This is a genomic window from Streptomyces sp. NPDC093109 (genome assembly GCF_040701725.1).
Taxonomy (GTDB): domain Bacteria; phylum Actinomycetota; class Actinomycetes; order Streptomycetales; family Streptomycetaceae; genus Streptomyces.
Window position 1 is genome coordinate 424,536 of sequence record NZ_JBFBEZ010000001.1, and the last position, 15,807, is coordinate 440,342.

11 protein-coding genes and 1 pseudogene are annotated in these 15,807 nt (G+C 71.2%); 4 read left to right on the forward strand and 8 right to left on the reverse strand.

Features of this window, described 5'->3' with window-relative positions; genetic code table 11:
* Positions 1 to 20 precede the first annotated feature (20 nt).
* Positions 21 to 1,118, forward strand: coding sequence for a hypothetical protein (locus tag AB0389_RS01810; RefSeq protein WP_366393309.1), 1,098 nt, complete (start codon positions 21 to 23; stop codon positions 1,116 to 1,118).
* Here the strand turns inward: AB0389_RS01810 and AB0389_RS01815 are convergent.
* From AB0389_RS01815 to AB0389_RS01835, 5 genes are all read right to left on the reverse strand, one after another.
* On the reverse strand, positions 1,090 to 1,938 hold the full coding sequence (locus tag AB0389_RS01815) for an ABC transporter ATP-binding protein (protein WP_366393310.1): 849 nt from the start codon (positions 1,936 to 1,938) through the stop codon (positions 1,090 to 1,092). The genes AB0389_RS01810 and AB0389_RS01815 overlap by 29 nt on opposite strands.
* Positions 1,935 to 2,987, reverse strand: coding sequence for an iron chelate uptake ABC transporter family permease subunit (locus tag AB0389_RS01820; RefSeq protein WP_366393311.1), 1,053 nt, complete (start codon positions 2,985 to 2,987; stop codon positions 1,935 to 1,937). The genes AB0389_RS01815 and AB0389_RS01820 overlap by 4 nt, the downstream gene beginning before the upstream one ends.
* Positions 2,984 to 4,027, reverse strand: coding sequence for an iron ABC transporter permease (locus AB0389_RS01825; protein ID WP_366393312.1), 1,044 nt, complete (start codon positions 4,025 to 4,027; stop codon positions 2,984 to 2,986). The genes AB0389_RS01820 and AB0389_RS01825 overlap by 4 nt, the downstream gene beginning before the upstream one ends.
* Positions 4,024 to 5,079, reverse strand: coding sequence for an iron-siderophore ABC transporter substrate-binding protein (locus AB0389_RS01830; RefSeq protein ID WP_366393313.1), 1,056 nt, complete (start codon positions 5,077 to 5,079; stop codon positions 4,024 to 4,026). Before AB0389_RS01830 ends, AB0389_RS01825 begins: the two co-directional genes overlap by 4 nt.
* A 216-nt stretch (positions 5,080 to 5,295) precedes the next feature.
* On the reverse strand, positions 5,296 to 6,075 hold the full coding sequence (locus AB0389_RS01835; protein ID WP_366393314.1) for an AraC family transcriptional regulator: 780 nt from the start codon (positions 6,073 to 6,075) through the stop codon (positions 5,296 to 5,298).
* 78 nt (positions 6,076 to 6,153) lie between these two features.
* Here AB0389_RS01835 and AB0389_RS01840 point away from each other — a divergent pair, with 78 nt between their 5' ends.
* Positions 6,154 to 8,568, forward strand: a complete 2,415-nt coding sequence (locus AB0389_RS01840; protein WP_366393315.1) for an excinuclease ABC subunit UvrA — start codon at positions 6,154 to 6,156, stop codon at positions 8,566 to 8,568.
* Between the two features lie 30 nt (positions 8,569 to 8,598).
* On the opposite strand, the gene AB0389_RS01845 is transcribed toward AB0389_RS01840, so the two are convergent.
* On the reverse strand, positions 8,599 to 10,287 hold the full coding sequence (locus tag AB0389_RS01845) for a protein kinase (RefSeq protein WP_366393316.1): 1,689 nt from the start codon (positions 10,285 to 10,287) through the stop codon (positions 8,599 to 8,601).
* Positions 10,288 to 10,494: 207 nt separating this feature from the next.
* Between AB0389_RS01845 and AB0389_RS01850 the strand changes: the two genes are divergently transcribed.
* Positions 10,495 to 12,273 (forward strand): DUF4328 domain-containing protein, encoded by a 1,779-nt coding sequence (locus AB0389_RS01850; protein ID WP_366393317.1) that lies wholly within the window; start codon positions 10,495 to 10,497, stop codon positions 12,271 to 12,273.
* Between the two features lie 6 nt (positions 12,274 to 12,279).
* Here the strand turns inward: AB0389_RS01850 and AB0389_RS01855 are convergent.
* Both AB0389_RS01855 and AB0389_RS01860 read right to left on the reverse strand, forming a co-directional pair.
* Positions 12,280 to 13,245: pseudogene (locus AB0389_RS01855) on the reverse strand (non-reducing end alpha-L-arabinofuranosidase family hydrolase); the annotation flags it as partial.
* Positions 13,246 to 13,578: 333 nt separating this feature from the next.
* Complete coding sequence (locus AB0389_RS01860; protein WP_366393318.1) at positions 13,579 to 14,568, reverse strand: acetylxylan esterase; 990 nt, start codon at positions 14,566 to 14,568, stop codon at positions 13,579 to 13,581.
* Positions 14,569 to 14,878: 310 nt separating this feature from the next.
* Between AB0389_RS01860 and AB0389_RS01865 the strand changes: the two genes are divergently transcribed.
* Positions 14,879 to 15,802: an ABC transporter permease subunit gene (locus tag AB0389_RS01865; protein WP_366393319.1), complete on the forward strand. Its 924-nt coding sequence runs from the start codon at positions 14,879 to 14,881 to the stop codon at positions 15,800 to 15,802.
* Positions 15,803 to 15,807: the final 5 nt, after the last annotated feature.

A 15,807-nucleotide genomic window follows, 5' to 3' on the forward strand; every position in this document is an offset into this window, starting at 1 on the left:
CACACCCTCCGGGAGGATCGATGAAGCTCGCCTGGCAGGACTCCGACGTCCTCGACATGCCCACCCCCGGCACCCGCGTCACCACGTTCGACGGCCTGGCCGAAGTGCCCGGCGGCTACGGCGCCGCCCTCGCCGCGGCCCGCGACCGGGCCACGGACTTCCGCGCCGAGTTCGCCGCGACCGGCACCCCGGACTCCGTCACGACCTGCGATCTGATCACACTGCCGTACCCGACCAGGTTCGGGCTCTTCCGGGCCTCTCGCGCCATCGCGCCGTTCCTCAGCATCACCAACCGGATGCTGGTCGTCCGGTGGACGGAGAGCGACGGCCGCGAGCGGGTCCTGCTGTTCGAGCCCAGCGACCACGAACTCGGCCAGAACACCCCGTACTTCGCCGAACTGGTCCGGCGCACCCCCGGCCTCGTACGGTCACTGCTGACCACGGAACACGGCACGGTCCCGGGCCATCTGGCCCGGCTCGGCATCGAGCCCGAGGACGTCGACTACCTGCTCTTCGACCACCTCCACACCCAGGACCTGCGCCGCTGGGTGGGCACTACCCGCCCCCAGCGCGACCTGGGCGTCGTGGAACCCGTCTTCCCGCGTGCCAAGGTCATCGTGCAGCGCCACGAGCTGCTGGCCATGTCCCGGCTCCATCCGCTGCAACGGCCCTGGTACCAGCCGGAGACCTACCGGGACGTACGGCCCGACGCGTTCCTCGCCGTCGACGGTTCGCTGGTCCTCGGTCCCGGCGTCGCCGTGATCGAGACCCCCGGCCATGTGCTGGGCAACCAGACCCTCGTCCTCAACACCTCCACCGGCATCTGGGCGAGCAGTGAGAACGTCATCGCCGCCGAGTGCCTGACCCCCGAGCACTCCCGTATGCCGGGCATCGCCCGCTGGGCCCGCGCCTGGGGCCAGGAGGTGGTGCTCAACGCCAACACCATCGAGACGACCGCCGCGCAGTACAACTCGCTGATCGTCGAGAAGACACTGGTCGACCGCTCCCAGGCCGACCCCCGCTTCCTGCAGTTCTTCCCCTCCAGCGAGCTGACCGCCTCCTGGGCCAACCCGGGCACGTCGCCCACCTTCACCCATCGGGCGATCGCACACGTGTGACAGCCCCGGCACCGGCACCCGGCAGGACATGGTGTCTGCCGATGGGGAGCATCAGGGGCTTGCCGGAGACCGGGTCCTCGATGACCCGGCTCTCCAGGCCGAACACCGCCGCGACCATCTCCGCGGTGAGCACCTCGGCGGGCGAACCGGAGGCGTGGATACGCCCGTCGGCGAGGGCGACGAGGTGGTCGGCGTACCGGGCGGCGAGGTTGAGGTCGTGCAGGACCATCACGACGGTCGTGCCGCGCGTCCGGTTCAGATCGGTCAGCAGGTCGAGGACCTCGATCTGATGGCTGGCGTCGAGGAAGGTGGTGGGCTCGTCGAGCAGCAGCAGATCGGTCTGCTGGGCCAGCGCCATGGCGATCCAGACCCGCTGGCGCTGGCCGCCGGAGAGTTCGTCCACGGCGCGGTCGGCCAGCTCCACCGTCCGTGTGGCCTCCAGGGCCGACGCCACCGCGGCATCGTCCTTCTCGCTCCAGCGGGTGAAGACGCCCTGGTGCGGGTGGCGCCCGCGGCCGACCAGGTCCAGCACGGTGATGCCCTCGGGCGCGACCGGTGACTGCGGCAGCAGCCCGAGCGTACGGGCGAGTTCCTTGGCGGGCATCCGGTGCACCTGCCGGCCGTCCAGGACGACCCGGCCCTCGCGGGGTGTGAGCAGCCGTGACATCGAGCGCAGGAGCGTCGACTTCCCGCAGGCGTTGGCCCCGACGATGGCCGTGACCTCGCCGGGCGCCACGGCCAGATCGAGGGACTCGACGACGACACGGTCGCCGTAGCCGAGTGTGAGCCGCTCGGCCGTCAGGGAGTGGGACATGGTCATATCGAGCCTCCTGCCCGGTGGGTACGGACGATCAGGTAGACGAGGTAGGGCGCGCCGAGCACGCCGGTGACGACTCCGACCGGGTAGCGGGTGCCGAGCGCGAACTGGCCGGTGAAGTCGGCGACGAGCACCAGGAGCGAGCCGACCAGCCCGGCGGGCACCAGCAGGGAGCCGCCCGCGCCGGCCAGCCGGGCCGCGATCGGCCCCGACAGGAACGCCACGAACGCGATCGGCCCGGCGGCCGCCGTGGCGAACGCGATCAGGCCGACGGCGGCGACGATCACCGTGATGCGGGTGTGTTCGACGCGGACCCCGAGGGCGGAGGCGGTGTCGTCGCCGAGCTGCATGGTGGAGAGGTCGCGGGCCCGGGAGAGCAGGACGGGGGCCAGGACGAGGACGGCGAGCACGGCGGGCACGGTCTGGTTCCAGCTCGTCCCGTTCAGACTGCCGGTCAGCCAGCGCATGGCTTCCTGGAGGTCCCACTCCGCGGCCCGGGACAGTACGTAGGAGGTGACGCTGTCGAGCATGGCGGAGATGCCGATGCCGATGAGGATCAGCCGGGTGCCGACGACGCCGTCCCGGAAGGCCAGGGTGTAGACGAGCAGGGCGACGGCGAGCGCGGCGACGATCGCGAGGGCGGAGACCTGGGTCTCGTCGAGGGACAGGGTGACGATCGCGATGGCCGCGGCGGCGCTCGCGCCCGAGCTGATGCCGATGATGTCGGGGCTGGCGAGCGGGTTGCGGAGCATCGTCTGGAAGGTGACGCCGGCCATGCCGAAGCTGAACCCGGCCGCCACGGCGAGCACCGCGCGCGGCAGCCGCAGCCGTCCGACGGTGAACGACGCGCCGGGGACCTGTTCGCCGAGGATCACCCGTACCACGTCCCGGGGCGGGTAGAAGGTCTGTCCGGCCATCAGGGTCACGGCGAACGCGGCGACGACGAGCACGGCCAGGGTGAGGACGACGAGGCGTCGCCGGGCGGCGTTCCTGATCCGGCCGCGGGTGACGGCCTGCCGGACGGACGGCCGGGGGACGGCGGGGGCGCTCACAGGGCACGCACCTTCTGACGGCGGACGGTGTGGATGAAGAACGGGGCGCCGATCAGCGCCGTCACGATCCCCACGTCGACCTCCGCGGGCCGGGCCACGACCCGTCCGACCACATCGGCGGCGGTCAGCAGCGAGGCGCCGGTCACGGCGGAGAACGGCAGCAGCCAGCGGTGGTCGACGCCCACCATGAGGCGGCAGGCGTGCGGGACGACGAGTCCGACGAAGCCGATCGGTCCGGCCGCCGCCGTCGCCGCGCCGCACAGCACGACGGCGCCGACCGCGGCCGTGGCCCGGGCCACGGCGACCCGTTCGCCGAGTCCAGCGGCGAGTTCGTCGCCCAGGGCGAGGGAGTTCAGCGCCCGCGCCGACAGCAGGCAGACGACGAAGCCGGTGGCGAGGAAGGGGAGCACATGTCCGATGCGTTCGAAGGACGCGCCGCCGACACCGCCGATCTGCCAGAGCCTAAAGCTCCCCGCGACATCGTTGCGGGGCAGCACGACGGCGGTCACCAGCGACGCGAACGCCGCGGACGTGGCGGCGCCCGCGAGGGCGAGCTTGAGGGGCGTGGCGCCGCCGCGCCCCAGCGAGCCGACGGTGTAGACGAACACCGCCGAGACGGCCGCTCCGGCCATGGCGACCCATACGTAGCCCGTCGGTGACGCGAGCCCGAAGAACGCGACCGCCGTGACGACGGCGAGCGACGCGCCCATGTTGACGCCGAGGATGCCCGGGTCGGCCAGCGGGTTGCGGGTCACGCCCTGCATGACACCGCCGGCCAGGCCCAGGGCGGCGCCGATGACCACGGCGAGCAGGGTGCGCGGGATCCGTTTGGTGACCGCGGCCTGTTCCAGCGAGCCGTCCGCGCCGCCGAGCGCCGTCCAGACGTCGGACCAGGCGACGGTGCGCGAGCCGATGGCGACCGAGGCCACCATGAGCGCCGCCAGCACGAGGAGGGAGAGCAGGAGCCACAGGATCCGCACACGCGCCGGACGCCGCACCACGGCGGCGTCCGGCGTGCGTCGGGTGTCGAGCGTCGTCACTTGACCTTGTCCGCGGCCTTGGCGAGCGCTGCCGCGTAGTCGTCCAGTACGTAGGAGATGGACAGCGGCGTGGGGTTCGCCGCGGTGGCCAGCGGGGAGCTGCCCGGCAGGAGGTAGACGGAGCCGCGCTCGACGGCGGGGATCTTGGAGAGCAGGGGGTCCTTCTTGAGGGTCTTGAGCAGTTCGCCCTTGTCGTCGCCGTAGCCGGTGATGATGTCGACGTCGTTGAAGGCGTCGATCTGCTCGGCGCTCTTGGTCAGGGCGAACTTCTTGGTCCCCTTGGACGCCTCGGCGATGCTGTCCGGGATCGTCAGACCGAGGTCCTCGAAGAACAGGGTGCGGGTGTCGTGCGCCGTGTAGTAGCCGACCTCGCTGACGTCGTTGATGTCGACGTGCGTCATGAACATCGCCGACTTCCCCTTCAGCTGGGGGTACTTGGCGACGGTCTTGGCGATGTCGCCCTCGACCTCGCCGATCAGCTTCTCCCCCTCGTCGGCGAGGCCGATGGCCTCGCTGTTGAGGCGGATGATCTCGCGCCACGGCGTGGCCCACGCCGCCTCCGGGTACGCGACCACGGGGGCGATCTCGCTCAGCGTCTTGTAGTCCTGCTTCGTGAGCCCGGAGTACGAGGCGAGGATGACGTCCGGCCGTGTGTCGGCCACGGCCTCGAAGTCGATGCCGTCGGTCTCGTCGAAGAGGACGGGGGTGTCGGCCTTGAGCTTCTCCAGCCGGTCCTTGACCCAGGGCAGGATCCCGTCGCCGTCGTCGTCACCGAAGTTGGCGGCGGCCATGCCGACCGGGACGACTCCGAGGGCCAGCGGCACCTCGTGGTTGGCCCAGTTGACCGTCGCCACGCGCTTGGGCTTCGCCGGGATCGTCGTCGTCCCCAGGGCGTGCTTGATCGTCAGGGGGAAGGCGCTCGCGCCGGCGGCCTTGTCGCTCCCTCCCTCGGCCTTCTCCGCTTCCTCGGTGTCGGACTCCCCGCCGCAGGCGGTGAGTCCGAGCAGGAGGGCCGCCGCGAGGGCGACCGTGCGAAGGCGATGTGCACGCATGGATCCGTACTCCATTTCCGGGTGGGGGATGGTGCCGGACCTCGCACGTGTGGGGTCGCGGGAACGCGGCCGTGGAGCGGTGCACCGTACTGGCGCAAGCGACTTGGACCGACCGGTCTTAGGTAAGGCTTGCCTTCGAACCTTACGAAAAGGGGGCACGTGTCGCAATCAATCGTTCACGACAGCGGCTGTAGCGATCCGGACACCCGGTGGCGCTCAGGAGGCCCGGAACATGCCCGGTGTCAGCCCCGTCGTACGCCGGAAGGCCGCCCCGAACGCGCTCGCCGAGCGGTAGCCGACCTCCTCCGCGACGTCGTCCACCCCCCAGCCCCGGGTCAGGAGCGCGACCGCGTGCTGCGCCCGTACCGAGGCGACCCAGCGCGCGAAGCTGACGCCCGTCTCGGCGTTGAAGGCACGGGTGACCGTCCGGGGGCTCACGCCCAGTTCGGCCGCCCAGCGGGTCAGGGTCCGCGGGTCGCCGGGGTTCTCCCGTACCGCGTCGGCGATCGGGCGCAGCAGCGGGGAGGCGGGGATCTGGACGAGCAGCTCCCGCGAGGACGGTGTGAGCACGTCGAGCACCATCGTCTCCGTCGCCGCCCGGGAGGCGGGCGGCAGGCCGGGGTCGCCGAGCCGTTCCAGCAGCAGCCGGAGCAGCGGTGTGATCTCGACGGTCACGGGCACGTCGGAGAGCGAGGGGGTGGTGGTGAAGCCGAAGAAGGCGGCGCGGAACCAGGTTCCCGCGACGGCCGAGCCGGAGTGCATCGTGCCGGCGGGCATCCAGAGACCCAGGGTGGGGGTGACCGTCCACGCCCGCGCGCCCACCACGGTCATGGAGGCGCCCCGCTCGTTCCAGAGCAGCTCGTGCCAGGGGTGGGAGTGCGCGTTCCAGCTGGTGTCGTGCTCGACGACCTCGTCGTACCCCATGATGACGAACGGCACCCGCACCGCGCCCGGGGCGAGCGCCGGCAGGGTACGGGTCTCCCTCGTCGGTCGCATGCCCCCACAGTAGCGACGGGGCGGAACCGGTCAGGAATCGAGAAGCGCGGCGGCCGGTCCGCGCCTACCGTAACGGCCATGAACACGAGCAGCGGGACCCCGAGGACAGAGCCGCGCCCGGCCGCGCCGCACGTCGCCGACAGCCACGATCTGATCCGTGTGCACGGCGCGCGCGAGAACAACCTCAAGGACGTCCATATCGAGATCCCGAAGCGCCGGCTGACGGTGTTCACGGGGGTATCGGGATCGGGCAAGAGCTCGCTGGTGTTCGGCACGATCGCCGCGGAGTCGCAGCGGCTGATCAACGAGACCTACAGCGCCTTCGTGCAGGGGTTCATGCCGACACTGGCACGGCCCGAGGTCGACGTACTCGACGGGCTGACCACCGCGATCATCGTCGACCAGCAGCGGATGGGCACCGATCCGCGCTCCACGGTCGGCACCGCCACCGACGCGGGCGTGATGCTGCGCATCCTCTTCAGCCGGCTCGGGCAGCCGCACTTCGGCTCGCCCCAGGCGTTCTCCTTCAACGTCGCCTCGATCAGCGGGGCGGGCGCGGTCACCGTGGAGCGCGCCGGGCAGACGGTGAAGGAGCGGCGCAGCTTCAGCGTCACCGGTGGCATGTGTCCGCGGTGCGAGGGCCGGGGCGCGGTCTCCGATGTCGACCTCACGGAGCTGTACGACGACTCCAAGTCGCTCGCCGAGGGCGCGCTGACCATTCCCGGTTACAAGGCGGGCGGCTGGAACTACCGGCTCTACAGCGAGTCGGGCTTCTTCGATCCGGAGAAGCCGATCCGTAAGTACACCAAGAAGGAGCTGGGCGACTTCCTGCACCGCGCGCCGACCAGGATGAAGATCGCGGGCATCAACATGACCTACGAGGGGCTGATCCCGCGGATCCAGAAGTCGATGCTCGCCAAGGACAAGGAGGCGATGCAGCCGCACATCCGGGCGTTCGTGGACCGCGCGGTCACGTTCACCAGGTGTCCCGAGTGCGACGGCACCCGGCTCAGCGAGGGGGCCAGGTCGTCGAAGATCGGCGGGATCAGCATCGCCGACGCCTGCGCGATGCAGATCAGCGACCTGGCCGGCTGGGTCCGCGGGCTCGACGAACCCTCGGTGGCGCCGCTGGTCGCGTCGTTGCGGGGGACCCTCGACTCGTTCGTGGAGATCGGCCTCGGCTATCTCTCGCTGGAGCGGCCGTCGGGCACACTGTCGGGCGGCGAGGCGCAGCGCGTCAAGATGATCCGCCATCTCGGCTCCTCGCTCACCGACACCACCTATGTCTTCGACGAGCCCACCACGGGACTGCATCCCCATGACATCAGCCGGATGAATGACCTGCTGCTGCGGCTGCGGGACAAGGGCAACACGGTGCTCGTCGTGGAGCACAAGCCGGAGACGATCGCGATCGCGGACCATGTCGTCGACCTCGGCCCCGGCGCCGGTACGGCGGGCGGCACCGTCTGCTTCGAGGGCACCGTCGAGGGGCTGCGCACCGGCGGCACCGTCACCGGCCGCCACTTCGACGACCGGGCCGCCCTGAAGAAGTCGGTGCGCGAGCCCACCGGCACACTGGAGATCCGCGGCGCGACGGCCAACAACCTGCGGGACGTCGACGTCGACATTCCGCTCGGGGTGCTCGTCGTCGTCACCGGTGTCGCGGGCTCGGGCAAGAGCTCGCTCGTGCACGGGTCGCTGGGCCGGCGACCGGGGGCCGACGGCGTCGATGTGGTGTCGATCGGCCAGGGCGCGATCCGCGGTTCGCGGCGGAGCAACCCGGCGACGTACACGGGGCTGCTCGACCCGGTCCGCAAGGCGTTCGCGAAGGCCAACGACGTGAAGCCGGCGCTGTTCAGCGCCAACTCCGAGGGCGCGTGCCCGACCTGCAACGGCGCCGGTGTCGTCTACACCGATCTGGCGATGATGGCCGGTGTGGCCGTCACGTGCGAGGAGTGCGAGGGGAAGCGGTTCCACGCCTCGGTGCTCGATCACCACCTCGGGGGCCGTGACATCAGCGAGGTGCTCGCGATGCCGGTGACCGAGGCCCAGGAGTTCTTCGGCCCGGGCGAGGCGCACACCCCGGCCGCGCGGCGGATCCTCGACCGGCTCGCCGATGTCGGGCTCGGCTACCTGAGCCTCGGGCAGCCGCTCACCACACTGTCCGGCGGCGAGCGGCAGCGGCTCAAGCTGGCGACCCACCTGGGCGAGAAGGGCGGTGTGTACGTTCTCGACGAGCCGACCGCCGGTCTCCATCTCGCCGATGTGGAGCAGTTGCTCGGCCTGCTCGACCGGATCGTCGACGCCGGGAAGTCGGTGATCGTGGTCGAGCACCACCAGGCGGTCATGGCGCACGCGGACTGGATCATCGACCTCGGTCCAGGGGCCGGCCACGACGGCGGAACGGTCGTCTTCGAGGGCACCCCCGCCGATCTGGTGGCCGCTCGCTCCACCCTGACCGGCGAGCACCTGGCGGCCTACGTCGGCGGCTGACCGGGTCGGCGGGGACCGGCCCCCGCCGGGTCAGTGGGCCGTATCGGTCTGCCAGAGGTCCTGGCCGTCCTTGGTGATGACCATGTTCCCGTCGGCGCGCAGTTCGAGGACGGCGTTCTCCGCGCCGTCGGTCTGACTGGCCCACATCGCCTGGTGCGCGGCGTCGTAGGTGACCAGATTGCCGTCCGTCTGGAAGACCGTGTTGTAGTCGCTGCCGGCCATCTGGTTCGACCAGCGGGCCTCGCCGTTCTCGTCGAAGAGCACCAGGTTGCCGTCCGCCTGCATGACCAGCTTCGCGCGTGCCGCCTCGATGAACTCGCCCACTTTCAGGGTGAGTCCGCCCGGGACGACCAGCGATTCCGGTAGCTCCGGCGGTAGCTCCGGCGCCGGGGCGTCCGGCGGGGGGCTGTCCTGCTCCGCCGGGGCGTCCGCGCCGGCCTCACCGGTCTCCGCCGAGGGACGGTCCTTGCCACCGTTCGCCTGGCCGGCCCCGCCCGCGCTCCGGCCGGCGGTCGGCTTCTCGCCCGCCTGGTCGCCCGTGCCCGTACCGGGGGTCATGAGCGCGAACACCGTCGCGGTCACGGCCCCCGCCGTGCCCACCGCGCCGAGTACGAGCGCCAGCCGGCGGCGCCGTCCTGGCTTCGCCACGTCGGGGGCGGCCGTCCCTGCGGTGCCGGGCACCGCCGTCGCCGGGCCCCCGGTGTCCACCATGGTGGCGGGCGGCGGTGCCAGCGCACCCGGCGCGAACACCGTCGCGGCGGCCGTGGGGGCGGGAGCGGCGACGAGCGCGGTGGCCGCCTGCGGGGCGGCGGGCGTCTGCGCGGTGGGCACCGGCGGCGTGGTGTCCGCGGGCGCCGGAGCACCGGAGGTGGCCACCGCGGCGGCGGCCCGCTGGTAGGCCGGGTGCTGGACGAGGTCGGTCCCCGCCCCGCAGAGGTCCACGATCTCCTGCGGGTCGGGCCGCCGGCCGGGGTCGCGGTGGGCACACCGGGCGACCAGCTCCGCGATGCCGGCGGGGACCCCGCGCAGATCCACCTCCTCGTGCACCGTGCGGTAGGCGACCGTCATCATGGATCCCTCGCCGTACGGCGGACGGCCCGTGAGGGCGAAGGCGAGGGTGGCGCCGAGCGCGAAGACGTCGGCCGCGGGACCGGTCGCGCTCTCCGTGATCGTCTCGGGAGCGATGAAACCGGGCGTGCCGATGGCGACACCGGCCTGGGTGAGGTCGGAGGGCTCGAAGCCGCGGGCGATGCCGAAGTCGATGAGCTGGGGTCCGGTGGCGGAGAGGATGACGTTCTGCGGCTTGATGTCGCGGTGCAGCACCCCGCGGACATGGATGTCCGTCAGGCCCTCGGCCAGCGCGGCCAGCAGCGCCAGACACAGCTCGGGCGGCAGCGGCCCGGTCCCGCGGACCGCGTCGGAGAGGGTCGGCCCCGGTATGTACTCGGTGGCCATCCAGTACGGCGGTGTGGTCACCTCCGCGTCGATGAGTGCGGCCGTGTACGCGCTGTGGACCGTCCTGAGCGTCTCCACCTCACGGCGGAAACGGCTCAACGCCTGTGGATCGGACTGGAATTGGGCGCTGATCACCTTGACTGCGGCGGGCCGGCCGCCCGGTGTACGGCCCAGGTAGACATCGCCCATCCCGCCGGCGCCGAGCCGGCCGGCCAGGCGGTAGCGGCCCATGTCCGTCGGATCGGTCTCATGCAGCGGATGCACCGAACACGCCCTCCCAGAAAAGCGGTAGCAGATGTACGCTCCGGTGGCGTCGGCTCGGCAGTCCGCCAACCCGCTTGCCACGGAAGGGACATCATCGCCCCTGGACTCCGCCGGAGATCTCATAGTAGGGGCAGGCACCGACACTCCCTTGCGCCACGTCTCCTATCCTCGTGCGGACGCATCACCTGGGGCACAGGGAGCACACGTATGGATGGGTTGGACCCGAATGATCCGAGCTGGATCGGCGGCTACCGGCTGCTCGGCAGGCTCGGCGAGGGCGGCATGGGACGGGTGTACCTCGCCCGTTCCGACCGCGGGCGTACGGTCGCGGTCAAGGTCGTCAAGGAAGAGCTGGCCCGCACATCCGACTTCCGGCAGCGCTTCGCGCAGGAGGTGCGGGCGGCGCGGCGGGTCGGCGGCGAGTGGACGGCGCCGGTGCTGGACGCCGACACGGAAGCCGCGACGCCCTGGGTCGCCACCGGTTACGTCGCCGGGCCCGCGCTCTCCCGGGTGGTGGAGAAACAGTACGGTCCGCTGCCCGAGAAGTCCGTGCGCGCGCTGGCTACCGGCCTCGTCCACGCGCTGCGGGCGATCCACGGCGCGGGGCTCGTGCACCGCGACCTCAAGCCCTCCAATGTGCTGGTGACGATCGACGGGCCCCGTGTCATCGACTTCGGCATCGCCCGCGCCCTCGACGCGGCCACGCAGTCCGGCGGCGGACTCACCGGTACGGGCGCGCTCCTGGGATCGCCCGGCTTCATGGCGCCCGAGCAAGTCCGCGGGGAGCAGGTGACGTTCGCCACCGACATCTTCTGCCTCGGTGCCGTGCTGGCGTACACGGCGACGGGACGGCAGCCCTTCGGGGGCGGCGAGGGCGGGGTCCACGCGCTGCTCTTCCGTATCGCGGAGGGGGAGGCCGACCTCACGGGGATACCCGAGCGGTGGCAGGACCTGATCGCGGCCTGCCTGGTCAAGGATCCCGCCCAACGGCCCACGCTGGACGCCCTGTTGGCGCATATCGAGGGCATGGGGAGCGCGGACACTGATGCCGCGCCGGGTGGCTCGTGGCTGCCGGGCGAGGTGCTGGCGGAGCTGGGCAGGCACGCCGTACGGCTGCTGGACAGCGAGGACCCGGAGGGCGGCACACTCCCCGGCGGTGCGAAGGGAACCGGGCAGGGGCAGGGGGCCGGCCCGGCGCCCGCCCCCGCCCCCGTACCCGGCTTCGGCCCGCCCCTCACGTACGCGCCCGCGGCGCCCCTGTGGTCCACCCCGCACCCGGGCAGCCTCTCCCCGGTGGCCGCTCCTTCCGCCGGCTTCCCGGCCCCGGCCTTCACCCCGGCGTTCCCGCCCGCCCCGCTCGCCCGTCCGGCCCGCGGGATCGCCACGGTCCTGGCCCTGCTCCTCGGCCTGTACCTGCTGCCCCTGCTGTTCCGGTCCTACGTCCTGGAGGTGGCGTTCTCCCAGCTCGGCGAGGAGAAGCAGTTGACCGCCACGGATACCGTCCCGGACTTCACGACGCTGCGGTTCGCGACGTTCACGGCCGATGTCCTCACCGTGGTGTCCGGTGTGACCGTGGTGATCGCGTGGTCGTTCTGGTTCCACCGCGTGCGGCTCAACGCCGAGTCGTTCGCCCCGGGACGGATCCGTCACTCGACCGGGATGGCGGTCGGCTCCTGGTTCATCCCCTTCCTCAACTTCTGCCTGCCCAAGCGGATCGGCAACGACATCTGGACGGCGTCGACCGGCCGCGCGACGGGCGCCTCACGGTGGCTGCTGCACTCCTGGTGGTGGTGCTGGATCGGCTACTCCGTCCTGTCCCTGCGCGACTCGGCCGTCAGCTGGTACGAGAAGGACTACGCCGGCGGCGCCATGGACACCATCAACCTCGGGCAGGCCACGAATCTCCTCGGCATGCTGACCGTCCTGCTGGCCCTCGCCCTCGTACTCCGGCTCACCTCCCTCCAGCGGACCCGGATGGGAGGGTAGGCCCGGTCAGCAGGCGGAGTTGGCCTGGGTGAGCAGGCCGAGCCGCCACGGCAGGGTGTTGTAGTCGCCGGACGCGTTCGGGTCCAGGCCCTGGTACACGTACTGCATCGCGCAGGGGTTGATGGTCAGCGTCTGGTCGTTGCTCGCGCGGACCAGCTCACCGTGGCTGATGTCCCTGGTCCAGGCGCCCGAGGGGAACGTGACGTTACCGGCCCGGGCGAAGGGGTTGGCCTCGGAGGCGGCCAGCGGGGTCCACGAGCCGGCGAGGCTGGTCGCGGTCCAGGAGCGGAAGTAGCGCCGGCCGTCCGATCCGATCGCCTCCACCAGCAGCAGATACTGGTCGCTGCCCTGCACCTTGTACACATTGCTCGCTTCGAACAGGGCGTATCTGTTGGAGTCCTGTGCCGCGATGACGGTGTTGGTGAACCCGTTCGGGAACTGGCCCACGGTGGTCTGCGAACGGTAGAGATGCCCGTTGTCGTCGGACGAGAACAGGTAGCAGTTGGCGCTGTCGCAGATCACCCACATGTCCACCCAGTACCCGTTGCCGATGTTCTGGGCGATGATGGCCGGCATCGACGCGTAGAAGTGGCGGGGCGCGCTCCAGCCGTACGGGTTGCCGATGTCGGTGTTGGTGGAGAACGACGCGTTGCCGGTCTGGTAAACCAGGTACCAGGTGTTCTGCGGTGCGTGGAAGAACACCTGCGGCGCGGCCCGGTATCCGGTGCCGATGGCGCTCTGGTCCAGGTAGTAGTGGGTGGCGGAGCCCGCCTGGGACCAGTCGGTGAAGCTCAGGTACACCAGGTTGTATCCGGAGGCGGCGGCCACACTGGCGAAGACGTGCCATCTGCCGTTGTGGTACACCACCGACGGGTCCTTCAGCCCGGCGATGTTGTGGGTCGCGTCCGGCTTCGGCGAGATGAGCGCGCCACTGGAGCGCCAGGCGAAACTGGTGGGCAGCGCGGCGGCGGCCCGGTCCGGCTGCGCGTCAGAGGTCGGCTGCGCGTTCGGGGTCGGCTGCGCGTTCGGGGCCGGCCGCGCGGCCGGGGCCGCCGGTGCGGCGACGGCCGGGCCGGGCAGTAACAGTGCCACTGTCACCAACGCCGCGGCCGGCAGCGCCCAGAGCGCGGCGCGGCCCCGGTGGAACCGGTTCAGCAGGTTCATGTCTCTCCTTGAACGGTCGGAGACGGATCCCTGGAGGGGGGTGTGTTCGGTGCCGTTGGTGCCGAGGAGACGGTGTGCCGAGATGATAGGAGTCCCGCGCGTCGCGTCAATACCTCGTGCGCCCTGTGCTCCGTGTGCGGCTCACGGCGCCAGGACCCCGGCGAGCCAGTCGAGTTGGCGCCGGACGTGCACGGCGTCACCGCCCTCGTGCTGGTTGAACGGGTAGGCGTGGATCTCCCGGACCGGGTCGTGGCCACCGAGTTCGCCGTAACGGTTGTACGCGGCGTAGGCGCCGCTGGGCGGGCAGACGGTGTCGCGCAGCCCGACCCCGAAGTGCGCGGGGGCGGTGGCCCGGCGGGCGAAGGAGATGCCCTCGACATAGCCGAGGGTGCGGCGGGCGGCGGCGACGGCGTCCCGGTGCACGGCGAGATAGCCGGCGATCTCGCCGTACGGGCCGGCGTCGGTGAGATCGAGGGCGCGCCGGATGCCGCACAGGAGCGGCGCGCTGACCAGCACCGCCGCGAGGTCGGGGACGAGTCCGGCGACGGCGAGGGCGAGTCCGCCGCCCTGGCTGTTGCCGACGGCCGCCACCCGCGTACGGTCCACACCGGGCAGGGCCCGCAGGGCGGCGACCGCGCGTACCGCGTCGGTGATCAGCCGCCGGTAGTGGTAGTCGTGCGGGTCCAGCAGCCCGCGTACGGCCGGGCCCGGCCCGCCCGGCGCCGCGGCGTGCGGGTCGGGGGTGTCGCCGCCGCTCCCGTACTGGTCACCCTGGCCGCGGTTGTCCATGAGCAGATGGGCGTAGCCGGCGCAGGCCCAGGTGAGCCGCTCGTGCGGCAGGCCGCGCCCGCGTCCGTACCCCGCGTACTCGACGACGGCCGGGCGGGCCAGCGGGTCCCTGGCGGGCCGGGTGTACCAGGCGCGTACCGGCTCGCCGGCGAAGCCGCGGAAGGTCACGTCCCAGGTCTCGACCAGGCGCAGCCCACTGTCGACCGGGACGGCGGACAGGACCGGCGCGCTCCCTCCCGCCTCCTTGAGGGTGGCCTCCCAGAAGGTGTCGAAGTCGGCGGGTTCCCCGGGGTCGGGGCGGTGGTTCTCCAGTGCGTCGAGCGGCAGATCGAACGCGGGCATGGCACCTCACAGCTGGCCGGGGACGGCCGAAACCGTCCGATCATTACGCCTCAGTGACAGAAACTTTCGAGCGGCCGACGGCTGACCGATAGCAGGACAACTCCCCATTCCCTGGGGAGATATACCGGCTCACACCGAGTCTTACGCACCATGACTTCCTGCAGAACCCATTGACACCGGATTCACCCGCCCATATGTTGCGGCTTCATTACCGAAATATTCGGAGAACTTCCCGACTCCTACGCCCTGTTGACGGGCCCTTCGGACGCGCGCCGCCCTTCCCCCGCACCTCGCCACGGGAGGCCCGACCATGACGACCGCCACCGCCGGCCGCCGCACCTGGCGGCGGGCGCTGCGCCGGGACTGGCAGCTGTACTCGCTGGTGGTGCTGCCGCTGCTGTTCTTCCTGGTGTTCCGCTATCTGCCGATGATCGGCAATGTGATCGCCTTCCGGCGCTTCGAGCCGGGCGGCTCCCTCCTGGGCGAACGGTGGGTCGGGCTGCGCTATGTGCGCATGTTCCTGACCGATCCCACGTTCTGGCAGGTGTTCACGAACACACTGTGGCTGGGCACCCTGACCCTGGTGTTCTGCTTCCCGGTGCCGATCGTGCTGGCGCTGCTGTTCAACGAGTTCCGCAGCCGGGCGCTGAAACGCTTCGTGCAGTCGGTGTCGTACCTTCCGCACTTCCTGTCCATCGTGATCGTCGCGGGCATCACCATGCAGCTGCTCGCCACGGACGGGCCCGTCAACCAGGCGCTCAGGGCCTTCGGCGGGGACACGGTCCCCTTCCTCCAGGAGCCCGGCTGGTTCCGTACCGTCTTCGTGGGTTCGGAGATCTGGCAGACCGCCGGCTGGGGCACCATCCTCTATCTCGCCGCGCTGACCACCATCGACGAGGATCTGTACGAGGCGGCCCGTATCGACGGCGCGAACCGGTGGCGCCAGATCTGGCATGTCACACTGCCGGGCATCCGGCCGACCATGATCACACTGCTGATCCTCAACATCGGCACGTTCATGGCCGTCGGCTTCGAGAAGGTCCTGCTGCTCTACAACCCGCTGACCTATCCGACCGCCGACGTCATCTCCACGTATCTCTACCGGACGGGCGTCGAGTCCAACAACTTCAGCTACGCGGCGGCCATCGGCCTCTTCGAGGCGGTCATCGGCCTGATCCTGATCCTCTCCGCCAACCAGCTGTCCCGCCGCACGGTGGGGACGAGCCTGTGGTGACGGCC